Genomic DNA, 24,810 nt, shown 5'->3' with positions numbered 1-24,810 from the left:
TCATTTTTTGTTTTTTTTCAGTTGTTGTAATAATAGTTCCAGCTCCTTCACCGACAGTTTCTTCTCATCTACCAGGAAGGAGACCACATTGGTAAAGGAGCCTTCGAAATAACCCTTGGCTACCGACGCGAGGGTATCCCGGGAATAGGCTTCCTTCGATACCAGCGGGTGGTACCGGTGTATCCGGCCTACATTTTCGATCCGGACAAACCCTTTTTCTACAAGGGTCTTCAGAATAGTGGCAACGGTATTCTTGTGCGGTGCAGGCTTGGGCATCTTGTCGACGATCTCCATCAACAGCCCGCTGCCGAGCCGCCAGACAACCTTCATCACCTGCTCTTCCGCTTTGGTAAGTACTTTCCGGCCCCTCGCCTCATCCCCCGCTTTTCCGCTGTTAGATGCTTTCCCACTCCCGCCCTCATCGCCCGCTTTTCCCTTAAATGCTTTCATGCTGAACTATGTTTATAGTTCAAATCTAAAACTATTTTTATAGTTTTGATACAAACGCGAAAATTTTTTTTCAACCATACGTGTATCATAATCGAACAACCCCCGTACGCTTTCGAACGGCGGGCACCCCGCCAAAAACTCCAATTATTTGTTTCTCAATTCTTTGTCTATCGGAACAATTTGTGTATCATCACGCCAACTCTCTATCTATGATCGGTAATTATTTAAAGATCGCTTTCCGCAGCCTGATGAGAAACCGGCTGGTCTCGTTTATCAACATCTTCGGCCTTGGACTGAGCATGTCGGTCGGCATGATGGAATTGATCATCGTTCAACATGAAACGGGATACGATCATTTCCATCCCTTCCCCGCTAGAACCTATCGTATTCTCAGCAACTATGACAAAAAGAATGGCGAACACTGGACATTGGCCAGCACGCCGCTGCCCCTGCTCGATGCAGTGAAGGCGGACACGGCGGATATTGAAGCGGCCGTCTCCGTGTATCCCCAGCTGAAAGCAACGGTGCACGCCGGCGCCAGCCAGCTCGAGATCAATGGAGCCTTTACAGAACCCTCCTTCTTCCGCGTATTCGGCTTTACCCTCGCTTCCGGTAATAAAGTCACCGCATTGCGCGACCCCAACGGCATCGTGTTGACAAAAGCCACCGCCAAAAGGCTTTTCGGCGCTTCCGATCCGATGGGTAAGGTGATCGATATGGGCAAGAAAGGCAATTTCGTAGTCACCGGCATCCTGGCGGACAATCCCCTGTCGCATATCGACTTTGACGCCTATGCTTCCCTCTCGGCCGTACCAAATCTGGTGCAAAGCAAACAACTGCCCGACAGGTCCGGCGATTGGGGTGACTGCCGGGTAGCCTATACCTACGTTTTGCTGAAAAGCACTGCTACGCGGAACGACCTGTTGGGCGAGATGAAGAGCATTGCCGCAGGCGTCAACAGGAAAGATAAATATGGCGTGCTTGCCTTTACAACCCAACCCATCGAAAAGATCAGGCCGGCCGACGGCCATATCTACAACGACATTGGTCCTGGCACCACCTGGACCAAACTATGGACGGGCATCGATGTGGCCCTGTTGCTCTTGCTGGCCGCTTGTTTTAATTATACCAATCTGACGGTTGCCCGCGCCCTCACACGCGCCAAGGAGATCGGCATTCGAAAAATAGCCGGGGCCCGGCGGATACAGGTATTCACCCAATATGTGGTGGAAGCCTGTGTCCTCGCCTTTTTAGCCCTTGGCTTCGCCTGGATCTTATTATCGTATATCGTCAAATACGCTCCGTTCAATGATGGCTATGAAATGATCCCATCGGCATTCCGGTATAATTTCCGGTACGTCGCTTATACACTGGCGTTTGCCTTGTTCGCCGGCCTTGTCGCGGGTGTCGCTCCCGCCTGGCTGCTCTCCGCTTTCAAGCCTCTGCGGGTGCTTCGCAACCTGTCCACCGCAAAAATCTTCGGCAACGTGGGCCTGCAGAAGACCCTTATCGTCTTTCAATACAGCCTGTCGCTGGTGATGATCATCTTCCTGTTCGCCTTTTACCGGCAATTCGACTTTCTGTCCTCCGCAGATCGTGGTTTCAAAAGAGACAACGTGCTGGTCATCCCCCTCGACGGGGTTGACAAAAAGCGGGCGTTTCCAACGGTTGCGGGGGTAGGAGGGGTGCGGTCGGTTTCCGGCCTCTCCGTCGATTTCCAGCGGCATTCCAACTGGATGCGGGGGCTTGCCTGGCTGGACAATGCCCAAAAAGGCGCCCTGTCCATGAATTATTTCTTTACCAACCCCACCTTCATCTCTTCTATGAATATCCCGCTGCTGGCTGGCAGGAACTTCGCCGCTGCCGGGGATTCTGCTGCCGAACAGTCGGTGGTCATCAACAACAAAGCCGCTCAACTCCTGGGTTTCAAAGAAGTTCATGCCGCCCTGGGGAAAAAATTGTGGGTAGATGATTCTACGGCGTTGGAGATCATCGGCGTGGTAAAGGATTTCAATTACGACAACGCCGGGCGACCGGTAGACCCCATGGCCTTCCGCAACAAGGAAGCGGAATGCAATTACCTATTCGTCGATGTCGGCTATTCTGATCATCAGTCGGTATCAGCCCGCATCGCTCACGTCTGGAGGTCGCTGGCCCCATCCCAACCCTTCTCATTCTCCTGGCTCGATGACGATCTGGAAAAAAGTGACTCCCAGCGCGCGACGATCTCACTCCTTGGATACCTCGCCTTCATGGCCATAAGCATCGCTACCCTTGGATTACTGGGGCTGGTCGTTTACAGCGTTGAGGTCAAGAGAAAGGAGATCGCCATCCGCAAGGTGATCGGCGCAAGCCGGCAGCAAATGGTCCGCCTGCTCTCGCGTGGGTTCATAAAGTTGATCTTCATCGCAGGCGCCATCGGTATTCCCATCGGCTACTGCCTCAGCTTCCTTTTCCAGATGAACTTTGTCCAGCGGCCGGGCTATGGCTTCCTTTCTGCGATGACTTGTTTTGCGCTGCTGCTGGGCATCGGGCTTTTCACCATCATTTCTCAGACCTACAAAGCATCGGGAGAAAATCCGACCAAAAACCTGAAAGTGGAATGAGGGTCAGATGCCCTACTATGGTCAGAAAGATCCTTTTCATTATTGCTTCAGGTGAACCCGGATATTATTGGAGGTATAAACGACGTCTTCATCATCGATGAGGATGGCTTCTATCTGCTGCAGCTGGTTGACCATGTCGAGACCGGCCCGGATGCCCATGATCATCACCGGCGTCGCCATCGCATCCGCGATCTCGGCATTGGGACAAAGGATGGTCACGCTTTTGATACCGGTGACCGGCAATCCTGTCCGTGGATTTATCGTGTGTGAGTATTTCTTCCCGTCGATGAGGATATATTTCTCATAATTGCCCGAAGTGGCCAGCGCCATGTCGGTGACATTGAGATAGGAAAAGATCTGGCCGGCCGCATTGGGATTGACGATACCGATGGTCCAGGGTTGTCCGTCCGGCTGATAACCCCAGGCCGTCAGGTCGCCGGAAGCATTCACGATGCCGCTGGTTACGCCAAGTCCCCGCATCACGGCCTTTGCCATCTCCGCAGCATAGCCCTTCCCGATGCCTCCGAAACCAATGCGCATCCCCTTCTCCTGCAGCATCACCGTTGTCTTTTGCCGGTCGAGAGCGATCTTCCGGTAATCGATCAGCCGTACCATTGCCTTCGCGGTCGCCGCATCGGGCAGCCGTTGCATGTTCGTATCGAAATTCCACAACCGCTTGTCCACCGATCCATAGGTGATATCAAAGGCGCCCTGTGTCACCTGCGAGATGCGGATCGATCGCTCTATCAGCCCGAAGGTCTCCTGGCTCACTACCACGGGCGCTATGCCTGCATGAGCGTTGATCAGGCTGGTCTCACTATCCTCGCTATAGGTGGTCAGCAGCCGCTCGATGCGCTGTATCTCCCGAACCCCGGCATCGATCATTTCACCTGCCCATTGCTCGTCGGCGGTTACCACGCTAAGCTCGAAATGGTTGCCCATCAGCTTCATCGCCTTCTTGAAAACTTTTAATTCCATAATGCATTCTAATGAAACCGGTACCCAAGTATCACTTTGAAGATCGCGTTGTCCGTACTTTGGGTGAACCCCCATCCATAGCCCGCATTGAACTCCCAATCAGGCGACCAGTCCAGGTCGATCGCGGCAAACAGCTGGTGCTGCTGTTGCTGATAAGGTTGAAAATGGTTCAGCGGCCCCACCGAGCCATAATATTCGAATCCGCCGGCGACGACTTTCGTTACATTATACGCCGCCTTCAGATTGGGTGAGAACACATACCCAAGGTCTTTGTCGACACCGTGAAAAGCCTTGTCAAAGGTAGGGTTGAAAGAGACATATAATGGCCCCCATTGCTTGTCGACTATCGGCCGGATCTCGAGTGTCCAGTCATCGGGGCTGTAATCCCTTTTCTGCCAACCTGCCTCCATTGAAAGGCTGACCCCCACCGGCCATTTCCAGGACGCCGGCGCCATCACTCTCGGCCGGATATGACTCCCTACGTAGGTGGTGCGCCCGTCGTTGCCCAGCGTGTTAAAAAAATAAAAACCGGTCTCGAACCAGGAATTCCAGCCGTGCGTGATCTCAATCGTCTCATGAAAGACATGATTGGTGGGCTTCACTCCATCCGCAACCGTCTTAGACCCGTCATTGGTAAAATTGCTGTGCAACTCCAGCATCGTATTGCCCTTGGCTACCGTTTGACTTCCGTAAACCTGAATCTCGTAATTGTCCTGTGCTTTCGAAAAAAAAGGGCATACGCATGCAAGCAGTATGCCCAATATTGTATATAGCCTCATGATGGGGCAAAATTAAGACAGCCTGGCGCAACAGCCTGTTAGAGTCGAATTATAAAAAAATTAGAAAATACTTAGAATATTCTGAGTGGAATCGGGATGCCCCTCCCCACGGAGGCGCCCCACGCCGGGGCCTCCCGCAGTCGACCACGCCGGCCTTCATGCCTCCGCCTCCTCACGCCCGGGACAACGTCACCGTAAACGTAGTGCCTTCTCCCTGCCGGCTGTCCACCGCTATTGTTCCATGATGCAAGAGGATGATCCGCTTAGTAAGCGAGAGTCCGATACCATTGCCCGGGGCATAGCGCTTGTTTTCCCCCCGGTAGAAAGGTGTAAACACTTCTTCCAGGTCCTGCATCGGGATGCCGATACCTTTGTCGCGAAAATGCAAGATCGTACCCCCGCCGGCAAAGCTGATCGTTATACAGCACCGCTTGTCGGCAGAGAATTTGCAGGCGTTCTCGATAAGATTGGAAAAAGCAACTTTCAGGAGGTACTCGTTGCCCTCGATGGAGATACAGTCGCCTTCCTCTATCTCCTTTTCAAAGACCAGGTCTGCCCGATACTCAGTATTGGCTTGCAGGATATCCTGCCGGGCGTCCAGCAACACTTCGTCCAGTCGCAGTTCCTTAAAGGTGATCGCGGACTGATCATAGCTTGCCTTAGCCAGGTCGAGCAGGTTTTTCGACAGCCGGGATAGCCTACGGGCATCCTGCAGGACGAATTGCAGCGTCTCCCTGTATTCATCGGGACTCCGGCCTTTGATGGCGGAAACCTCCAGTTCTGCAATGATGGCGGCCAGCGGCGTCCGCAATTCATGCGAGATATTGCTTACGAATTGCTTTTGGGCGTCAAAGGAATTCTCCAGCCGGTCGAGCATGCGGTTGAAGGTAAGCGCCAATTCGGCTATCTCATCCTTGCCGTTGCCTTCGCTGAGCCGCAGGTCGAGATGCGACGCCGATATCTCCGCCACTTTTTCCACCATGGTGGATACGGGTTTCAGCGCCTTCCGCGAAAAGAAGACCCCGGCCAGCAGGGTCAGAAGGATTGCCACGGCAAAACCCAGTCCCAGCTGTAGCCGCAGGGCCTTCAGCTTGTTCAGGCCATCTACATCTTTGGCCGCAGCCGTGATCACATAGGTCTTCCCCTTGAAAGGATATACAAATCCCGTCACCTGCAGGTCCTGATAATAAAAATGGATCTCCTTCAACGCGATGATGCTGTCGATCATCCCGGTCGTTTCCCTCACTTTGTCGATATCCATCGCGTCGTGATAAAGAAGATGGTAGCTCGTGTCGAAAACGGCTACTTCCTCCTGGGGAAGCGTGTTCAGCGAACTCTGGTAGATAAGCTGCAGCGTGGCGGGTTGTACTCCGGCCTCGAGCAGCAGGTTGGTCTTGGTGATCGCCAGTTGCCGCAGCCTTATGAAGTATTCCTCTGCCCGTTGATTGGCGTTGGAGAAATAGATCGCCAGGGCAAAGACGAGCAGCAGGGCGGCAAAGAGGCCTGCAAATAACAGGGTGAGTTTTAATCTGATCTTCAAGGCTGCTCTTTTTGAATTTCGGCAAAAAATTGGCAAAATATAATTTTTTGCCTCAATACATCCAATGTCTGCCTGCTTCGGCCTCACGGCCTCCCAGGCGAGTTGGACTCCGTCCAACTAAAGATGAAACCGATTCCCGGCCGGGTCTGGATCAGCTTGACGTCGTGATCCTTGTCTATTTTCTTCCGAAGGTAGTTGATATAGACATCGATGAAATTGGTGCCCGTGTCGAAGGTGGTCTGCCAAACGTGTTCGGCGATCTCTGCCCGCGAGATGACCCTCCCCTGGTTGTTCATCATATACTCCAGCAGGCGGAATTCTTTTGGCGTGAGATTGATCTCTTTATCGTTGCGCCGGACGATGCCGGTTTGCAGGTTCATTTCGAGGTTGCCAGCTTTTAGTATCGCCTTCCTGGCCGCTGAGCCGCCGGCATTCACCCGTTTCAGCAATTCCCTGATGCGGACATAGAGTTCCCGGAAATCGAAGGGCTTCACCAGGTAATCATTGGCGCCGGCATCGAATCCTCCTACCTTGTCATCCGTCGTTCCCAACGCCGTGAGCATGATAATGGGGAGGTCGGGCATACCCTTGCGGATGGTCTTGCAGACGTCGATGCCGTTGATGTCGGGCAGCATAACATCGGTAATAACCAACTGGAAAAGCCCGCTTAGCGCCAGCTTTTTCCCTACCTTTCCTTCCGAAGCGATAGTCACGGCGAAGCCCATTTCTTCAAGCCCCTTTTTGATCAGGGCCGCCACCCGCTCGTCGTCTTCGATCACCAGTATTCTCATTTTCCCCCTTTTCCGGTTTTACTACCCGTTCCTCCGACCCCAAAATTAAAATAAAACGCATGAAAGTCCCGGGGGGCTTTTATTTTCTACGCTTTCGCTCCCATAGGTCATAACTGAGATAGATACCCAGGGAGCTGTTCCGGTAATGATTCCTGTAGCCGATGGGCAGCCAATCCGTATAGGCATGGATGGCCTGCTTATAATTCACGCTCAACGTCCATCTTCGCCAGGAATAATCCACCTGCAGCATTGCCCGCCAATCTTTTTTTGGAAGCTCATTATACACTCCGCCGGACGCCGCCAGCCCAAACGCACCGGACTGCATCACCGTATCCCTGCCACCGGCAAAGGTGGGATGCAGGATTTGCTCTTTCCAGCCCACTGCGCCCGACAACAGCGAAAGCTGGACGCCGGCGCCCAGCCAAAGACCATCGACCAGGTGGTAATGAAACGAAAGCTCAAGATCGTTATAGTATAATTTCTTCAGCGTAGTGGTATTGTATTGCAGATACGATTGCCAGCCCTGCAACTGGCTGGTGTCTCCTCCGCTGCTGTCGATCAGTTGCGAATGCGTATACTGGGGACTGTGAATAGTCAGGCGCGCCTGGATATAATAACTCTCCCGGGGGTAAAACCGGAAGTATAGCGATGGCAGGTAATCCGTCAATCCGGCCTTGTTGCCATTGCTGCCATAGCTGTTCGTTTCCTCGCCTGCTATGGGAAATACCTTGCCGGTAGAAATACCTGCTGCCATCCGCAGTCCGGGACCCTCCCATGCGGAACCGTTCTTCTTATTGCTCTTCTTTGCACCGCCGGAGGCGGGACCCTTGATAGTCATCCCCGCGAGGTCCTTGCCCTGCTTTCCCCCCAACGCCCTGAGTGAGGAATCCGTAGCCCGAAAAAAAGCCACCGGCCCCGTATATCCTATTGCCGCACGCGACCCCAGCGTAGGAGCCGGCCTCTTCGCCACCCCCGGCCCGGTCCCCGCCCCGGTCCCCGACCCCGATGCTATCGCTGCACCCGGCCTTCTCACTCCACCCGGCTTTGTCGCCCCATCCGCCTTCGTCGCCCCATTCGCCTTCGTCGACTCGTCCCGCTTCGTCGACTCGTCCGCCTTCGTCACCGTGGCAGACGCCGCCAACTCCTCTGTCGCTGCCATCTCCTCCGCACCCTTCGATGCCTTCTCCCTCTTTTGATTCCCGCCATGCATTGCTCCATTACCTGCCCGGGACCGGCTATGGTTTCCGGACCCGTCGGCTGACGCCGTAACCTTTCCGGGGGAGACCCCACTCTTATCCCCGGCTTGCGCATCTTCTTTTACACCCGATATTCCCATCCCTTCACCCGCCTTCTCACCCGCACCCGCCTTCCCGCCCGGTTTCATCATCCCATCTCCTTCCGCGCCACTGTTCCGGTTACCCTGCACCGTTGACATACTCCCGGCATTATCCACCGGCCTGTTCGCCCCGGCTAACCTTTCTCCGCTATTCTTCCCACCCGCCCCATTCTCCCGGACCAACCTCCCCCCGCTATCCTGTCCCGACCGCTCATTCTTCCCCGGCGGCGTCGGCTGAATAACCCCATGAGACACATCCGCATGGGCATGCCGGTCGGAGGCCCGCTGCACAAAAAAGAGTCCTGCAACCGTCGCAACGATAGCGGCCATACCGATACCCGACCATGCGCCATAATGACCGAACCCAAAACGTCCGAACGGGGAACGCCCGAACGGAGAACGTCCGAACCGGGCAGCCGCCTTCACAGGCAAATGCACGTCAAGCTTTTCCCGCATGAGCAACCATGCCTCTTCAGCAGACGGTTTCGCTCGGCCTCCCTCTATCGAGGGATCATGTGTGGATGAATATTGATCTTCACTCATGGTCATTGGTTAACATAGTTATCGATAATGGGTTTCAACTTCTTCCGGCTCTCACTCAAATGCCATCTCACGGTGCCGGTGCTGACCCGCAGCCGATCGGCTATTTCCCGGATGGCATATCCTTCTATATAGAATAAATTACAGATGCCCCTGGGCGCCGGACTCAGCTGGTCGAAAAGCAGGGACAGCTCTTTGCTCTCCAGCCACTCCACCGGATTGGCGCCAACTCCCTCTGTTTCCACCACCTCTTCCATATCCCCGGTCGGAATGACAACCGAAGCCCTGAACTTGTCCACAGCCGTATTCCGTACGATCGTATACATCCAGTTGAAAAACCTTCCTTTGTCCGCCCGGTAACTTCCCACCTTTTCAAACACCTTCAACATCCCATCATTCACCGACTCGATGGCCTCATGATCGTTTTGGAAAAACCTTCGGCAAAGGGAAAAAAGTGGCAGGTAAAATTGTTTGTACAATTTTTCCTGGCTTGCCCTGTCATTCTTTACGCAACCGTTGATCAACAGTTGCAGCTCTTCCGTCTCTACCATTGGTTATATACGCCAAATACCCGGGGCGGTTGCCCCGGGACGTGTGATTTCGACTCGATTCGACCCGGCGCTTCTGATTTTTTATTTATTTATTTGTAAAGGACTGATCAATACACCAGAGCTATAACTCCAGCTAAAGCTGTAACTCGTATTGGTTATCGTCAACGTCCCCGAATAAGTAATACCGTTCATCCACGCCGTCATCGGATAGGTTCCATTAGCCCATTTCCCTGTAGCTCCGGGAAACAGGTAGACGCTTGCAGGGTTCTGCACCCCGTTGCAGGTTCCCGTACCGTTGGAGATCACCTCATAGAAGTTCATACCGATGCCCCCTTCGCCATTTGGACCGACACTCAATCCCCACACCAGCGAAGACGAACATCCATAGGAGTTCTTGGTCTGCGCCAGCAGCAGCAGGTTGCCAATGGAGTCCACCGATGGCGTTATCGTGATCTGGTCGCCGGCAAGAGAAGTAGTATCCGGCGTCGGCACGGGCTGGTACACCGTATCGCATACGTGTATCACCTTCCAGCTGCTGTCCTGCACCGAATTATCGGCGCCCACCGAAGTGGCCGTCACCCGGAAAGAGCCTGGCCGCGCAAACAAGATCGTCGCCTGGCCCTTGGAAGGCTCGATATGCACTGTCGCAGGATTGGCATCTACAGTCCACTTGATAGATGCTGAAGACCCGCCAGACAGGGAGACAACCAATGGTTGCCCTTTTTGCAGGCTGTTGTGGGAGAAGACCACAGTTCCCGTCCGGGTTCCGGTATAACTGTAGGTCACCACGTCGGGGTTGGAATGTTTGCTACAAGCGATCAGACTAAAGATGAATAGGCAGGAGAAGAGGACTCTCCGTGGCGTGAATTTCATAAAAAATGTGTTTGTTCGGATATTGTACGTATCCGATCGACTCGAATGTTGGGAGGAAAAGTAGAATTTTTTTTCGAATAGGTGGTTTCTACTAAAGTGGTAAATTGCTTATAAATGAGCTTTGCCGAGACTGATATGATCCCGCAGGAGCAGCTGCCGGCGACGATGCAGGCCATGATCCTCGAAGCGCCCCACCGGCCGCTTGTGCTGACGACCCTGCCCATGCCCGTGCCCTCTACTTGGGAGGTGCTCGTAAAAGTCATCGCCTGCGGCATCTGCCGCACCGATCTGCATGTTGTCGATGGTGAATTGCCCCATCCCAGGCTCCCCCTTATTCCCGGTCACGAAATTGTCGGTCGCGTCGTCCGCATAGGTAGCGAGGTCACCACCCTGCAACCCGGCGACCTCGTTGGCATTCCCTGGCTTGGCTACACTTGTGGTCACTGCCGTTATTGCCAGAAAGAACAGGAAAATCTCTGCGAAAACGCCCTTTTCACCGGCTATACCCATGATGGCGGCTATGCCGAATACACGCTTGCTTTTGAAGATTTTTGCTTTCCCATGCCGCCGGAATACGCGAATCCATCGGGCGCCCCGTTGCTTTGCGCCGGTCTCATCGGCTACCGCTCTTATACCTTCGCCCCACCGGGCGTCAAACACCTGGGCATCTACGGTTTTGGCGCCGCGGCGCATATCCTCATCCAGGTAGCGCTATACGAGGGACAAAAGGTCTATGCCTTCACCCGCGACGGCGACCGCGAAGGCCAGGATTTCGCCCGATCGCTGGGCGCCACCTGGGCCGGTGATTCTTCCAACCTTTCCCCTCATCTCCTCGACGCCTCCATCATTTTCGCCCCCGTAGGCTCCCTTGTCCCGCTCGCACTGCGCTCTTCGGAGAAAGGCGCTACCGTGGTCTGCGGCGGCATCCACATGAGCGATATCCCCTCTTTCCCTTACGATATTCTATGGGAGGAAAGAAGCATTCGCTCTGTCGCCAATCTCACGCGTAAGGACGGCGTGGAATTTCTTGATCTCGCTGCCCGTATCCCCATCCATACTACCACTCAAACCTTTCCTCTCCACCAGGCTAATGAAGCGCTCGATGCTCTTCGCAACGGCCGCATCCATGGCGCAGCCGTCCTGGTGCCTTGATGTCCTTACTCGCTCCTCAACGCCCTCACAGGATTAGCAACGGCCGCCCTTATCGTCTGAAAACTCACCGTCACCAGCGCGATCAGCAACGCCGCCATACCCGCCGCCACGAATATCCACCAGCTGATGCCGATGCGATAGGCAAAACTCTGCAACCACTGGTTCATCGCCCACCACGACAGCGGAAAGGCGATCAGCGACGCGATGAACACCAGCCTGGCGAAATCCTTGCTCAGCAACCCAACGATGGTCCCAACCCTGGCGCCCAGCACCTTCCGGATACCGATCTCCTTCATCCGCTGCTCGGCAGCATAGGTCACCAGCCCCAACAACCCCAGACAGGCAATGAGTATCGCAAATAGGGCAAACGTGATGAATACCTGCCCCGTCTGTTGCTCTGCATGATAAAGATGGTCAAAGTCATTGTCCATGAAAGTATAGCTGAAAGGCACACCATGCGCAATGCTCCGCCATCTGTCTTCTATCCGCTGCGGCAGCGACGAAGCCGTGCCGGGGAGAAGCCGGACGGCCATCATTCCCCTGTTGTCGCCCAATTGCATCACCAGCGGACCCACCTTCTCATGCATGGAATTGAAATTAAAATCTTTCACCACCCCGATCACGTGCATGGGCATCGGCCGAAAATTGTCCCCGGGCCGGTACAGCGTCTCGTTCACCGGGTCCTTCAGACCCAGCAATTGCACCGCGGCCTCGTTCAGGATGATCCCAACCGAGTCGGTAGGGAAATCCCGCGGCGCAAAATCCCGCCCCTTCACCATCTGCATCCCCAGCGTCGGGATATAATGCTCATCCACGTTGAGGCTGGTCAGCACCACCACCCGTTTGGCATCCAGCGAAGCATCGCGAAACCAGCCGTTCTGGTTATAGCCTCCGCCCGACACGGGCAGGTCGCCGGAAAGGGTGGCGTCGGCAACCCCGGACAGCTTGAGCAACTCCTGACGGAAACTTTTAATGGCATCACCAGCCTCATAGGCACCATGGATCACCAGCACCTGCTCCCGGTTGAAACCAAGCTCCCGGCTCCGGATATACTTTAGTTGGTTGTAGATCACCAGCGTCCCGATGATAAGGGCAATGGAAATGGTGAACTGGAAGACCACCAGGCTGCTGCGCAGCCAGCTGCTCCTGAAACCCGACGCGATCTTCCCCTTCAACACCGCTATCGGCTGGAAGGACGACAGATAGAAAGCAGGATAGCTGCCGGCGATGACCCCGACCATGAGCACCAGCACCACCAGCACCGGCAGCAACCGGCCAGAGAATAACATTCCCGCGTCCAGTTCCTTACCCGCAAGATGGTTGAACATCGGCAGCAACAGCTCCGCGATGCCCAGCGCAAGCAGCAGCGAGAAAAAACTCATCAGCACCGACTCCGTCAGAAACTGCGCGATAAGATACCCCTTCGTACTCCCGGCCACCTTGCGGATGCCTACCTCCTTGGCGCGATTGGCGCTCCGGGCCGTGCTCAGGTTCATGAAGTTGACGCAGGCGATCAGCAGGATCAGCATCGCAATGAACGAAAAGATATAGACGAAGTTGATATTGCCGTTGGCCTCGAATTCATACGATTTGTTGGAATGAAGGTGGATATCCAACAGCGGTATCAGGGGATACTTGAAATAATTGCCTTGTTTCTTCAAATCCTGAGTAGAGGTATGCAACAGGTCGAACAATTGCTTTCCGATGTATTGGTCGACGGTGGCATCGACGCGGCCCTGCATAAAATCCCGGCTGACACCGGGCTTTAACAGGATATAACTGATGTAGTTATTACTCAGCCAGTCGTTGTCATCTCCCCGGTTATACCCATCCCGGAGAGGCCGGATAAAGCTGAAATGGAAATGCGACTGTTTCGGCATATCCCTGAAGATCCCCGTCACTTTACAGACGGTGTGGTTCTCGAGTTCAAGCGTCTTGCCCACGACATCCGTGCTATTGAAATACCGCCTCGCCACGCTTTCGTCGATCGCGATGCTGTGTGGCTCGTTCAGCGCCGTCTTAGGGTCGCCCGCGATCATCGGCACGGTGAACACCTGGAAAAAGGTAGAGTCGGCAAACACCAGGTGATGGTCCTGGATGTAGTTGGCCCCCTTCTTCACCATGATATCCCCCTGGTAATTCGTCCTTACCATCTGCTCCACCTGCGGATACTCCTTCACCAGCGTCAGCGCCATCGGCTTCGGGGTTACCGCTGCCAGGAACCCGGTATTATTGAAATAGATGTCCGCGTCGATGCGGTAGATCCTGTCCGCCTTCAAATTATATTTGTCATAACTCAGCTCGTCGATGACATATAGGACGATAAGCAGGCATACGCCAAGGCCTGCTGCCAGGCCGATGATGTTGATAGCCGAAAAACCCTTGCTTTTCCAAAGGTTGCGCAGGGCGACTTTAAGGTAGTTCTGTAGCATAGATATTTGACGCCCGAAAATCCCTAAAGGTTACACCCGCCAGCCTACCACTTTTTAAAAATGACGAATACCGCCAGCACGATAAGGGCAAACCCCGCAAGGTGATTCCAATGGAGCTTTTCCCCTTTAAAAGCGATAAGGGTAAATGCCATAAATACGATGAGAGTAATAGCCTCCTGGATGGTCTTCAGCTGCACCAGCGTAAAGGGTCCGCCATTGTCCTTAAATCCGCTCTCGTTGGCCGGCACCTGGAAGAGGTATTCGAAAAAAGCCATCCCCCAACTGATAAGGATGATGGTAAACAGGGTCAGATGCCTGCCCCAGGGATATTCTTTGAATTTCAGGTGGCCGTACCAGGCCAGGGTCATGAAGCTGTTGGAGATGAGAAGAAAAATAATCGTCTTTAATCCTTTCATCGGCACAATATACAATTTCACCGCTACATCGCCCCCGTTCACCTCATCCGAAATGTGAAAGGGACAACTACCCGCCCCAACCCAAAGTATCATAATAAAACACTACACATGAAAAATTCCGTAAATTCCCTCCTGGCAATGATGGTGGTCCTCATGGGCTGCACCAAAAAGGATGTCATCTCCTCTTCCTCCATCACCGCTTCCACGACAAGTTCAACTACCACGTATTATTATCAAAGCGGCAGTTCTGTGACGCAAACCGGTAAGACCTGGTATTCGACCATCTCGGATACGGCTGCGGTGGAAGTGACGGGCGCCGGAACCTACGTGCTCACCTATTCGGACATCTGGTCTTCGGGCGCAACTACCTCCACCGACAGCAGCAGCTTCTATGGCCTCAACGCCGCCGTCCTGGCCACTGCGGGCAGCTCGATAACCCTTAACAACGATTCTATTACCACCTCCGGCAAGGGTGGCAACGGCGTATTCTCCTATGGGACTTCCACCGTTAGCCTGAATACCGACACCATCCTTTGCACGGGGGCCAATGCCCATGGCATCTACGCCGCAGGCGGCGCCACGCTCACGGCGACCAATATCATCGCCACCACTTCCGGCAGCAGCGCCAGCGTCATCGCTACTGACAGGGGCGGCGGCACGGTGACGGTCAGCGGTGGATCATATTCAGCCAGCGGTGGTAATTCTGCCGCCGTATATTCCACCGGCTCCATCACCTGCACCGGCTCGACCCTTACCACCACCGGAGCGGAAGCCGTGGTCGTGGAAGGCGCAAACTCGGTTACGCTGAAGAATTGTACAATAAAGTCCACCTACAACAAATGGGGCGCCCTCGTATACCAAAGCTATTCCGGCGATGCCTCGGGCGCCAGCGGGGTGTTGACTATCACCGGCGGTTCGTTCACCTATACGGGTACGGCCGGTGGTCTGTTCTATAATACCAATGATTCCGCCACCATTTACCTGACAGGGGTCACGCTTACGAATAGTTGCGACACGTTGATAAGGGCGATGGAAGGTGCGTGGGGAGCAGGCACCGCAACCAGCGGGGGTGGCACGCTGCTTGTCACCAGCGGACAGACCCTCAGCGGAATGCTATACGCGGATGCCAGCAGTGGGGTAACCCTCGATCTTACCAACAGCTCGGCTTATACCGGCAAGATCAATCCCGGCAATGTTGCCAGGACGGCAAAAGTGATCCTCGATGCCACAAGCACCTGGACGCTCACCGGAGATACTTATCTCACCGCCCTGTCGGACGCAACGGCTTCCTATTCGAATATCTCCGCCAATGGCTATAAATTGTATGTAGCGGGTACCCGCATCCTCTAGACCTTCGTCCGGTGCAAAATCGATATTTATCGACCTGCCGGTGTCGATTGTCCAGCTTTGCTGATCACATAGAAAAAAGCATCATATTGTAGTTGCGACAGGTTGTTTTAAGGGTCAAGACCATCCTTTTTACATGGGTAAGGGATGGTCTTTTTTTATGTCAGAACCCAAAACGGCTCAGGAAATCAGCCTTGCGTCGCGCCGATACTTCTATTGTATATCGCCCATCCATCTCCACATACCCCCCTCTTCCCCTATGGTACTTTTTGACGTGCAGGATGTTGACGATATGTTTGCTATGGATGCGAAGAAAGATATCCGGCGGGAGTACATCTTCATACTCTTTTATCGTTTTTGTCGACAGCATCTTCTCTCCATTGGTCAAAAAGAAAGTGGTATAACCACCGCTTGCTTCACAACGCACGATATCACTCACCGAAATAAAGGTCAGGCTCTCCGCATTAGGAATGGCCAGTTTATGTGTCGTAACCTCGGGGCTGCGGAGATTGGAGAGAAGATTGTGCAACTGCTGGTTAGTACTCCGAAGTCGCATCTTCTCGTCCACCCTGGCTACTGCAGCGCATAATTCCTGGATGTTCACGGGTTTCAACAGGTAATCCAATGCCGAATAGCGAAAGGCCTTCACCGCATATTCGTTGTAAGCTGTGACGAAGATCACCTCGAATGTCACCGGCAGAAGCCTGTCCAGCAGATCGAATGCATTTTCGTGGGACAACTGGATATCAAGGAATACCAGGTCGGGCTGCTCCCGCCGGATCATCACCTCGCCATCGGCAACCCCCGGGGCCGCTCCCACAAACTTGGTATTGGGACAGAATTCGGCTATCATGCTCTTGAGGATCTTGGTGTTCTTCGGTTCGTCGTCGATAAGGACATAATTTATCATAGAAGTTGATTAAAGGTCTAATGGAAACCGTACAATGACCCGGGTACCACCCGTCTCTCCGTCTTGCTCTGCGATATCCTCGACGACGGTAGAGATCGGGTTTTTCATTGTGCTGTTCAGGATGGCGATCCTTTTGGCCGTCAGTTGCATTCCCTTTGACGGGTATTGGATGGGGTTCCTGCTTTTATACAGCGCCGCAACTTCCCGGCCCACGCCATTATCCTCAACGGTGCAGATAAGATAATAAAAATCCGATTCTATTTTGATAGTGATGTACCCTTTTTTGTCAATCCGGTGTGCAATACCATGTACTATGGCATTTTCGACATAAGGCTGAAGGATCATAGGCGGAATGGATAGCTCCCTTTTGTTCAGTTCGGCATCAACCGAGAGGGTATAGTCGAAGGCATACTCAAACCGTCTTTTTTCCAGTTCGAGATAGGTGGAAAGATAGTCTGTTTCTTCCTGTAATGTGATGGCAGCCTTTGCGGAAATGTCCAGTGTTTGTCTTATCAGCCGGGAGAAATGCGTGATATATTCATTGGCGCCACGGACATCCTTCTCCATTACGAACAGCTGTATCGAGTTGAGGCTGTTGAAAATAAAATGCGGATTCATCTGCGACCGCAGCGCCATCTGCTCGAGCTCTGCTATTCGGGTGGCGGTTGCCGATTTTTCGGCTTCTTTTCTCCTTATCGCTCGAACCCGCTGGTAGAATACCAGCCAGATGAGCCCGCCGGCCGCCAGGATGAACAGGGCCCGCATCCAGTTCTTCTCCCACAGGGGTTTATCGATGGCAAACGGAAGCTGCAGGGTGTTGCTGGTCTCGCCGGACTTGTTGATGGCAACCATCTCCAGCACATATTGTCCCGGGGGTAGGGAAGGGTAGTGTAAAAAGGTCTGGTCCGTCGTCTTCCATCGTTCGTCCGCCCCCAGCAGCCGGTACCGGTAGTGGATGGCCCCTTCTGATTGATAGCTGATACCGACATACTCGAATTGGAGGTCATTCTCTTTATGCGGAAGGGTGAAATTTGCCGTATCCAGCGGCCAGTCTTTGCCGGCGATGGTGATGTCGGTGAGCCGGAGCAGGCATTCACCAGACTTGACGATCTTATCTTCATTCAACACGGTCATTCCCTCCGGAGTTCCCACATATACCTTTTTGCCTTTTACAAAAACGGTATTGATGATATTGGAGCTGAGCCCATCGGCACTGGTAAAATGGATTATTTTATATCCGTCCACCGCGTCTTTAGATAGCGTGATCTTGTTCAGCCCTTTATCCGTGCCAACCCATACATTTCCTTCGCCGATAAAAAGATAACGGCAAATATTACTCGTCAACCCATCTTCTACGGTTATCCGTCGTACCTCCCGGTCGTTCTTATAAAGGACAAGCCCTTCCCCATAGGTAGCCGCCCAAATCACTCCATCAGGCGAAGCCTGAACGGCCGAGACGCCGCCCCGGAAGAGTTCTTCCGGTCTGGCCGATCTTTTGGCAAGAGAAAGGGCGTAGAGCCCGGTGAGGGTCCCGATGTAACAACTATCGTTTTGCAGACAGCCGCAGGTAGAGCGGCCGGGCCAAAGCGTATCAAGCGGGTCCCCGCCCGTAAGACGCATGATCCGGGCACTGATGCCGGTGATTTCCATAAAGGTTGTGTCGCTGATGACGCTCATTGCCTTCACCGCCCCTCGTTGCCACATCAGCCAACTTTTTTCTCCGCCTTTTTCGATGCTAAAGGTGCCCCCATCTGTCCCGGCGATGATCTTCTTTTCGCCTGCCTGTACGATGGTGATGACCCTGCCCCGGCTAAACCGGTTGTAGATCTGGTGGCTGCGGAAGGTCCTTCCGTTATTGACACTGGTCCAGAGATAAAACCGGTCGGTTCCTACATACAAAGCCGAATCCACCTTTAGAATGCTGAATACGGGAAAGAGGGTGTTGTCCCTACGAAAGGAATAATGGATGGCGTTGCGGGTGGCGAGCCGGTGAATGCCGCCACCCAGGGTGCTGAACCATAGCCCGCCGTCCGGGTCTTCGAGGACGCCGCTCACCGTTTGGCCTGATAGAAAGCTGTCGATGATCTTCCTGTGCCTGATGTCCAGCAGGAGGGCGCCGGAGTAGGCATTGAGGGTAAGGCTGCTGTCGTTGAGCCTGGAAATATTGATAAATCCCTTTGGCATACGCATGGTAAAACGCTTATCCCCGCGGATGTCGAAAAAAAGAAGGCTATCCCCAGATTCAATCATGCGCAGTTGCGGACTGATATAGGTCGAGCTGGAATTGTTGGGCCCAGGGATATGGATCGTACCCTCATAGACCAGTTTGCCCTTATCCAGGCGGGTCTCGATAACGGCAACGAATTGCAGGAAAATGCGGCATTTTCCCTCTTTATTGATGCCTGCCTGTAGCAGATCGAACGCCTTGCCTCCAAATTCATCGATATCGGTGATCGTACCGTCGGCTGAAAGCAGATGAATGGCTTTTTTCTCCGCGATGATGATATTGCCGGCGGCATCCTCTATTATGTTAACAATCTCGCTGCGAATGGTCAGTTTCCGTAGCAAAGCATCGTTCTCCTGGTTATGGATCTTCCCGTTCAGGTAATAACAAATGCTGTATTTAAAAGGGATGATCCATACCCGGTTTCTGGAATCGACGAATAATTGGAGGACCTCGTTGTCGGGAAGCCCGTCACTCATATAAAAGTTGCGGAAATGGATGCCGTCGAACCGGCTCAGCCCGGTTTCCGTGGCAAACCAGAGGAAACCTTCCTTGTCCAACGCCATCCCATAGACGGTTGACCCCGCCAGCCCGTCTTTGACGGTATAATCCACATAGCTGTATTCCTGGGCCAATACCCCAAAGGGAAGCCCGCATAACCAGCAGCAGAAGAAGAAGGAAAGATATCTCTTTGACAATGACCGAGGTTTGAAGCAAAATAAGGGACTTTCCGCCGCAACAAAAAACCCACCAGGGTCGTGGTAGGTTAATGCATTCAGGGCAGTAGGCACAGGCCAGGGGTAAAGGGCATTTCTTACGGCTACCGAATGAAGGGTCGACAGGTGACGGTTTTCAGAGGGACAAGACCATCACAAATATGCACTGGATTTCCTTTTTCCCCTAACTTCCCCCACCCCCCATTGGGAATCTTTATCGGTAAACTTACCGTCTCTTAGGCACATACCCTTATTACTGCCCACCCCAAGCAAAGAAGCCCGGATAGAAATCCAGGCCGTTGCTAAAATCCAATATCCTATTAAAAGCCGATCATATCTCTGCAAAGGATGGGCCACGCACCGGCACGGTGGCGAACTGGCAGGGTGGGGTAGTTCACCGGGGAAAGCCCGCATCATTTAGGGGTGCTGTATCGCCCTTAGCAGACTGTCCGCCGTCATTCTTTGCATTTGCAGTAGTACCAGATATTTACGGGCGTATTGTAGGAGGGAAATATAATTTCCATTGGTCAGCTCGGATTGATAGAGCGTAATGCTGCTGTCATGATCCTGTAGCTGTCCACGCAGATAGGTAGTGTCGAAAGCCGCCCCTGAAAGCTTTTGCAGTACGACCAACAGTGCCTGATGCGCCGGGTCGGACCCTTGTGGGATAATGGCTTGTACGCTGTCGGTTATCTTCTTCAGCTCACTTTCCGCGGCACTGTACCCGGTGACCATAGTTTGTCCAAACAGCCGGACACTACTGTCCGAGGCGTTTGCCGATGCCAGCGATCCTGTACCTATCTCATCAAAATTGTCATAACTGGCGGCAACCTGGAAGTGCAGGTCTGTCGCATTTCTATAGGAGGCGTTGGAGTACTCCGTTGCGTCGGTGCAACGCATGGTCAGAACCATCACCCCGAAAAAAAGTATTAGCCCGGAATGCCGCATGTGATTTTTCTGTTAACCAAATCTATGCGGTTTTAGAATATATTCTGAATTTATCTTCAGACTGTTATCTAATTTTTATGTAATCGTTAACTGATTCTTACTTCTTTCTTCGCGTCAGCAACTTTCGTCGGTTGGATACAATTTTGCACAACGATACAAATAACCAACAACATGCTTCACAGGAATTGCTTTTTATTAACCATCCTGCTGCTTAGTTTTTGCACCGCCTTTACCCAGACCGCAACTATAAAAGGAAATGTATTCGACGCTATTACGCGCGATGGTCTTCCCGGCTGCAATATCATGATCAACAACACTCCCTACCACAAGGTCGCTGACACAAAAGGCAATTTTGAACTTCGGAATATCCCGGCGGGAGAATATGATCTTACCATCACCAATGTCGGTTATACCGAGACGCATCGTCATATTACGCTGAAGGCTGGCCAGACCCTCCAACTATTTCTGAGTCTCAACCAGGAAGGTAAGGCCATGGAAGAGGTGACTGTCTTTGGGAAGGCCGACCGGGAAAAGGAAACAGGCTCCCGCGATAGGGAAAGAAGCGCCTCCAACATGATCAACGTCATCTCGTCCCAGGCCATGGTCCGCTCGCCGGATATCAGTGCAGCCAACGTGTTGCAACGCATGAGTGGCGTCACCATCCAGCGCAGCAACGGCGGCGACGAAGCATATGCCGTCATCCGCGGCATGGAGCCCCGCTACAGCAATACCCTGCTCAATGGCATAAAAATTGCAAGCCCGGACAACAAGAGCCGGTATGTACAGCTCGGCATCGTTCCATCCGAAATCCTCAGCAGCATCGAGATCAGCAAGTCGCTGACGCCCGATATGGAAGGGGATGCCACCGGCGGCACGGTGAACATGGTCGTCAAGGACGCCCCCGACAAGACTTCTTTCAAAGCCACAGCCAGCATTGGCTATAGCGGGCTGTTCTTCGACGAGAAATATGTTGCCTTCAGCACCCGGGACATCCAGGACAAGAGTCCGGTACAGCGTAATCCCCCGGGCTACCAGGCGCAGCCCGGCGATTTCTCACGCAGCAACCTCACTTTCTGGTCGCGGCAGGCGTTGCCGTCAACAACGGCAGGCTTCTCCTTCACCCATCGCTACCTCCACGATAAGCTGGGCTTTGTGCTGGCGGATAATTTGCAGAACCAGTACTACGGCAATATCAGTTTCCAGGCAACGGCCCTTCCCTTGAATGATACGACAGGCCAACTGCATCCTAATGACGCCAATAACTTCAAGGAATATACGCAGCAGCTGAACAATGGCCTGGTAGCCCACCTGGACTACGTCATCAACGAAAAGAACAAGATCAACCTGGACAACTTTTACCTCTACAGCTACCTGGCTCAAACCCGGTTCGATGCTAATAATATCCTCATCGGAACAGGTGGGACAGGCGCAGGCACCGGCCAGGTATTCAACACATATACCTCGCAGACCCAGCACCTGTTCGTTGAAAACCTCAAGCTTTCGGGTCAGCACATCCTTTCTCCCAACTTCAGGTTCGATTGGGCCGGGGTATACTCCACCGCGGGCAACAGGCAGCCCGATGTAGCCAGTATCAACACCGTTTACCTTATCCAGAATAATGGGGTACAAACCGGTACTTATTTTGACGGCATCAGCCGCACCTGGCAAAAAAATGACGACAAGGAATACTCCGGCATCCTCAACCTGGACTACCGTAAGAGATTTGGCAGCAACGAGCTGCAGATCAAGGCGGGTGGGCTCTATCGCTATGCTTCCAGAAATAACGTGCAGGACGACTACAACCTCATCCCCCCGGCCACCAATGCGAACGGCACAGCCGCGAGCAAGCCTCTTTGGACAGGCATTGACAACGCACAATGGGACGTCTTCAATCCGTCGGGCACAACATATAATCCCAACAGTTACAATGCTACTGAGACCATCTATGACGGTTACGGAGCCATCCGGTTCAAGGCGCTCATGTGGGAAGCAGGCGGCGGATTACGCGTGGAACACACCAACGATACCTGGAATGTTCTGCAATATGTTGCCGGGGAGTTGATCAATGGAGGACAGATCTACCAGGAATTCCTGCCCAGCGGTTACTTCAAATACGAGCTGGCCAACCGCCAATACCTGCACTTCTCTTATTACCGCAGCATCACCCGGCCCAATTATTACGAGCTGGTGCCTACAGGGGGTAGCCCGGCCGTGACTACGGGTTTCCGGACAGAAGGTAATGATACACTGCACCACTCCCTTGCCGACAACCTGGACATCCGCTATGAATGGTTCCCCAGGGGGGATGAACACCTCTTCATAGGCGCTTTTTACAAGCATATCGTAGACCCTATCGAGATCCAGCTTACCGGAGGCACCAACGGTGGGTTGTACGTCGTCAAACCCCTCAATTCCCACCCGGCCACCAATGTGGGCGCCGAGATGTCCTTTACGAAATACTGGGGTAGATTTGGCGTGACGGGCAACTACACCTATACACATTCCACCATCTCCAGCGACCAAAAGACCCCCCAGGCCAAGGATGTGTTTCCGACCCGGCCGATGCAGGGACAGACGGATCATATCGTCAATCTCTCGCTGCTCTACAAGGACACCAAACACGGGTCCTTCGTCCAGGTGTCCTACCAATACCAGGGTACCACCCTTGCCGAAACGGGCCAGTATGCAGGGGCCGACTATTTCCAACGCCCCATGAATACCCTGGCCGTATCCGGCGAAAAGGATATCCGCAAACACTTCACCATGTTTGCGAAGGCCAACAACCTCCTGAACACCCCCGTGCAACAATATGTCCAAGGTGTACTGGTACTAAAAAATACGTACCGGGCCACCTACAGTTTAGGCATTCGCTATACATATTAACGATACCCACTTCTTTATTAAAAACAAAAGCGTCATGAAGATCAACACCATCAAAAAAACGACAGGTTTCCACGTTGTGAGCCTTTTTGTCTCCGCCGGCCTCCTGTTCGCGGCTTGTAGCAAGAGTTCAAATTCAGCCAACACGGGCACTCCGTTGCCCGTCAACGCCATCCGCAGCACTTCGCTCACCGGTGGCAATGTCAAAGGCACCATGCTTACCGATTCCACCTACACCGTCTCGGGCGACATTACCGTTCTGCCGACCGATACGCTCACTATCCAACCGGGAACAACCATCAAGGTCAGCGGCAACCATAAGTTCACGATCCAGGGGATCATTGCGTCGTTGGGTACCCAGGCTAAACCGATCACCATCACGACCCAGGATGCCAACCCGCAGCCCGGCGAGTGGGGTGGCTTCCAGTGCGACAGCGCTAAAAGCGTCACCTTCTTATGGACCAAGCTCCTCTGGGCAGGCGGCGCAGATGCGTCCGGCGGCACCACGCAGACCATCGCGGTTTCCGTACCCATCCCGGTCGATATCGAAGACTGCTGGTTCGTGGGCGGCCAGGACAACCAGATCGGCGTCTACTCCACAAGCACGGTCAAGATACTGCGCAACTCCTTCTATGGCAACGGTACCACCGATGGCGACTGTATCGACTTCCACTCCGGCGTCACCGGCGTTGTTGCCTACAACGTCCTCTGGGGATCTGCCGGCAGCGCGATTAAAGTCTTTACCAGCTCGACCATTCAGAACCCTCAGACCAATGTAGAGGTCTACAACAACACCTGCGTCGAAAGCGGGTTCCGCCGTGGCGCCGCCGAGCCCGGCCGTGGTGTCCTCATCGATGCCTTTTCCCAGGCAAGGGTGTACAACAACCTCCTGGCGAACAACTACTGGAGCCTCGACATTACGCCCACTTCGGACTTCGCTCATACGGTGTACAATAACAACTATTTCTACGTCACCGTCGACTCCCTGCGGCAGTTCATGTATCCCGCCGGCGAGAAGGGTACCGTCCAATCCGGCGATATCATCAACCTCACGACCACTGGCGCCAACGATCCCAAGTTCGTAGGGTATTCTACTACGGTCAACCCGAACAACCGCATCATCCCGTCAAACTACGATTTTCATCTGCAATCGAATTCTCCTGCCCTGGGTAAAGGCTATACCGGCACCGTCACCGGCCTGCCTTCCTGGGCACCCGCCCTCAGCAGCGACATCGGCGCCTATGTCTCCGATACCACCGGCGGCAAAGGCAACCGGCACGCAGCAGGCTATTGATCCATTGGCCTTCATTATATCGAAAAGACGGTACTGTTTCAGTACCG

Annotated in this window: 18 protein-coding genes; 5 read left to right on the top strand and 13 right to left on the bottom strand. The window is 53.5% G+C overall.

All coding sequences use genetic code 11. The features are described 5' to 3' along the window. Window positions 1-450, bottom strand: coding sequence for a BlaI/MecI/CopY family transcriptional regulator (locus IEY39_RS11125; RefSeq protein ID WP_188931418.1), 450 nt, complete (start codon window positions 448-450; stop codon window positions 1-3). 209 nt (window positions 451-659) lie between these two features. On the opposite strand from IEY39_RS11125, the gene IEY39_RS11120 reads away from it, so the two are divergent. Further along, window positions 660-3,056: an ABC transporter permease gene (locus tag IEY39_RS11120; protein ID WP_188931416.1), complete on the top strand. Its 2,397-nt coding sequence runs from the start codon at window positions 660-662 to the stop codon at window positions 3,054-3,056. A gap of 39 nt (window positions 3,057-3,095) precedes the next feature. Here the strand turns inward: IEY39_RS11120 and IEY39_RS11115 are convergent, their stop codons facing one another. From IEY39_RS11115 to IEY39_RS11085, 7 genes are all read right to left on the bottom strand, one after another. After that, on the bottom strand, window positions 3,096-4,034 hold the full coding sequence (locus tag IEY39_RS11115; RefSeq protein ID WP_188931414.1) for an FAD:protein FMN transferase: 939 nt from the start codon (window positions 4,032-4,034) through the stop codon (window positions 3,096-3,098). 8 nt (window positions 4,035-4,042) lie between these two features. Next, window positions 4,043-4,813 carry a transporter gene (locus IEY39_RS11110; protein WP_188931412.1) on the bottom strand — a complete coding sequence of 257 codons (771 nt, stop codon included), beginning with the start codon at window positions 4,811-4,813 and terminating at the stop codon, window positions 4,043-4,045. Window positions 4,814-4,985: 172 nt separating this feature from the next. After that, entirely contained in the window at window positions 4,986-6,353 is a 1,368-nt protein-coding gene (locus tag IEY39_RS11105; protein ID WP_188931401.1) for a HAMP domain-containing sensor histidine kinase, read from the bottom strand. Between the two features lie 83 nt (window positions 6,354-6,436). Further along, on the bottom strand, window positions 6,437-7,144 hold the full coding sequence (locus tag IEY39_RS11100) for a response regulator transcription factor (protein WP_188931399.1): 708 nt from the start codon (window positions 7,142-7,144) through the stop codon (window positions 6,437-6,439). A 79-nt stretch (window positions 7,145-7,223) separates the two neighbouring features. After that, entirely contained in the window at window positions 7,224-9,023 is a 1,800-nt protein-coding gene (locus tag IEY39_RS11095) for a hypothetical protein (RefSeq protein WP_188931397.1), read from the bottom strand. 2 nt (window positions 9,024-9,025) lie between these two features. Then, window positions 9,026-9,571 carry an RNA polymerase sigma factor gene (locus tag IEY39_RS11090; protein WP_188931395.1) on the bottom strand — a complete coding sequence of 182 codons (546 nt, stop codon included), beginning with the start codon at window positions 9,569-9,571 and terminating at the stop codon, window positions 9,026-9,028. 81 nt (window positions 9,572-9,652) lie between these two features. Beyond that, on the bottom strand, window positions 9,653-10,444 hold the full coding sequence (locus IEY39_RS11085; RefSeq protein WP_188931393.1) for a hypothetical protein: 792 nt from the start codon (window positions 10,442-10,444) through the stop codon (window positions 9,653-9,655). Window positions 10,445-10,558: 114 nt separating this feature from the next. On the opposite strand from IEY39_RS11085, the gene IEY39_RS11080 reads away from it, so the two are divergent. Further along, complete coding sequence (locus IEY39_RS11080) at window positions 10,559-11,596, top strand: zinc-dependent alcohol dehydrogenase family protein (protein WP_229688873.1); 1,038 nt, start codon at window positions 10,559-10,561, stop codon at window positions 11,594-11,596. Between the two features lie 5 nt (window positions 11,597-11,601). Here IEY39_RS11080 and IEY39_RS11075 read toward each other — a convergent pair whose 3' ends face one another. Together IEY39_RS11075 and IEY39_RS11070 are read right to left on the bottom strand one after the other, a co-directional pair. Beyond that, a complete protein-coding gene (locus tag IEY39_RS11075) occupies window positions 11,602-14,028 on the bottom strand; it encodes an ABC transporter permease (protein ID WP_188931391.1) in 2,427 nt (808 codons plus the stop codon). A gap of 44 nt (window positions 14,029-14,072) precedes the next feature. After that, entirely contained in the window at window positions 14,073-14,537 is a 465-nt protein-coding gene (locus tag IEY39_RS11070; RefSeq protein ID WP_229688872.1) for a DMT family protein, read from the bottom strand. Between the two features lie 15 nt (window positions 14,538-14,552). On the opposite strand from IEY39_RS11070, the gene IEY39_RS11065 reads away from it, so the two are divergent. After that, entirely contained in the window at window positions 14,553-15,794 is a 1,242-nt protein-coding gene (locus IEY39_RS11065; protein ID WP_188931389.1) for a hypothetical protein, read from the top strand. Between the two features lie 160 nt (window positions 15,795-15,954). On the opposite strand, the gene IEY39_RS11060 is transcribed toward IEY39_RS11065, so the two are convergent. From IEY39_RS11060 to IEY39_RS11050, 3 genes are all read right to left on the bottom strand, one after another. Next, window positions 15,955-16,701 carry a LytR/AlgR family response regulator transcription factor gene (locus IEY39_RS11060; RefSeq protein WP_188931386.1) on the bottom strand — a complete coding sequence of 249 codons (747 nt, stop codon included), beginning with the start codon at window positions 16,699-16,701 and terminating at the stop codon, window positions 15,955-15,957. Between the two features lie 9 nt (window positions 16,702-16,710). Beyond that, complete coding sequence (locus IEY39_RS11055; RefSeq protein ID WP_188931384.1) at window positions 16,711-19,623, bottom strand: sensor histidine kinase; 2,913 nt, start codon at window positions 19,621-19,623, stop codon at window positions 16,711-16,713. 435 nt (window positions 19,624-20,058) lie between these two features. Next, complete coding sequence (locus tag IEY39_RS11050; protein ID WP_188931382.1) at window positions 20,059-20,553, bottom strand: DUF4142 domain-containing protein; 495 nt, start codon at window positions 20,551-20,553, stop codon at window positions 20,059-20,061. Between the two features lie 207 nt (window positions 20,554-20,760). On the opposite strand from IEY39_RS11050, the gene IEY39_RS11045 reads away from it, so the two are divergent. After that, window positions 20,761-23,472 carry a TonB-dependent receptor gene (locus tag IEY39_RS11045; protein WP_188931380.1) on the top strand — a complete coding sequence of 904 codons (2,712 nt, stop codon included), beginning with the start codon at window positions 20,761-20,763 and terminating at the stop codon, window positions 23,470-23,472. A gap of 34 nt (window positions 23,473-23,506) precedes the next feature. Beyond that, window positions 23,507-24,763 carry a beta-helix domain-containing protein gene (locus IEY39_RS11040; protein ID WP_188931378.1) on the top strand — a complete coding sequence of 419 codons (1,257 nt, stop codon included), beginning with the start codon at window positions 23,507-23,509 and terminating at the stop codon, window positions 24,761-24,763. Window positions 24,764-24,810 lie beyond the last annotated feature (47 nt).

It is taken from the genome of Puia dinghuensis (assembly GCF_014642875.1).
Taxonomy (GTDB): domain Bacteria; phylum Bacteroidota; class Bacteroidia; order Chitinophagales; family Chitinophagaceae; genus Puia; species Puia dinghuensis.
The sequence above is the reverse complement of the archived record's forward strand: the minus strand, read 5'-3'. Positions and strand labels throughout refer to the sequence as shown.

Excerpts from the sequence above, each read along its gene's own strand:
- IEY39_RS11095 (WP_188931397.1), bottom strand. The coding sequence starts at position 9,023 with ATGAGTGAAGATCAATATTCATCCACACATGATCCCTCGATAGAGGGA.
- IEY39_RS11045 (WP_188931380.1), top strand. The coding sequence starts at position 20,761 with ATGCTTCACAGGAATTGCTTTTTATTAACCATCCTGCTGCTTAGTTTT.
- IEY39_RS11115 (WP_188931414.1), bottom strand. The coding sequence starts at position 4,034 with ATGGAATTAAAAGTTTTCAAGAAGGCGATGAAGCTGATGGGCAACCAT.
- IEY39_RS11065 (WP_188931389.1), top strand. The coding sequence starts at position 14,553 with ATGAAAAATTCCGTAAATTCCCTCCTGGCAATGATGGTGGTCCTCATG.
- IEY39_RS11110 (WP_188931412.1), bottom strand. The coding sequence starts at position 4,813 with ATGAGGCTATATACAATATTGGGCATACTGCTTGCATGCGTATGCCCT.
- IEY39_RS11060 (WP_188931386.1), bottom strand. The coding sequence starts at position 16,701 with ATGATAAATTATGTCCTTATCGACGACGAACCGAAGAACACCAAGATC.
- IEY39_RS11090 (WP_188931395.1), bottom strand. The coding sequence starts at position 9,571 with ATGGTAGAGACGGAAGAGCTGCAACTGTTGATCAACGGTTGCGTAAAG.
- IEY39_RS11050 (WP_188931382.1), bottom strand. The coding sequence starts at position 20,553 with ATGGTTCTGACCATGCGTTGCACCGACGCAACGGAGTACTCCAACGCC.
- IEY39_RS11040 (WP_188931378.1), top strand. The coding sequence starts at position 23,507 with ATGAAGATCAACACCATCAAAAAAACGACAGGTTTCCACGTTGTGAGC.
- IEY39_RS11125 (WP_188931418.1), bottom strand. The coding sequence starts at position 450 with ATGAAAGCATTTAAGGGAAAAGCGGGCGATGAGGGCGGGAGTGGGAAA.
- IEY39_RS11070 (WP_229688872.1), bottom strand. The coding sequence starts at position 14,537 with ATGATACTTTGGGTTGGGGCGGGTAGTTGTCCCTTTCACATTTCGGAT.
- IEY39_RS11100 (WP_188931399.1), bottom strand. The coding sequence starts at position 7,144 with ATGAGAATACTGGTGATCGAAGACGACGAGCGGGTGGCGGCCCTGATC.
- IEY39_RS11075 (WP_188931391.1), bottom strand. The coding sequence starts at position 14,028 with ATGCTACAGAACTACCTTAAAGTCGCCCTGCGCAACCTTTGGAAAAGC.
- IEY39_RS11120 (WP_188931416.1), top strand. The coding sequence starts at position 660 with ATGATCGGTAATTATTTAAAGATCGCTTTCCGCAGCCTGATGAGAAAC.
- IEY39_RS11085 (WP_188931393.1), bottom strand. The coding sequence starts at position 10,444 with ATGAAATTCACGCCACGGAGAGTCCTCTTCTCCTGCCTATTCATCTTT.
- IEY39_RS11080 (WP_229688873.1), top strand. The coding sequence starts at position 10,559 with ATGAGCTTTGCCGAGACTGATATGATCCCGCAGGAGCAGCTGCCGGCG.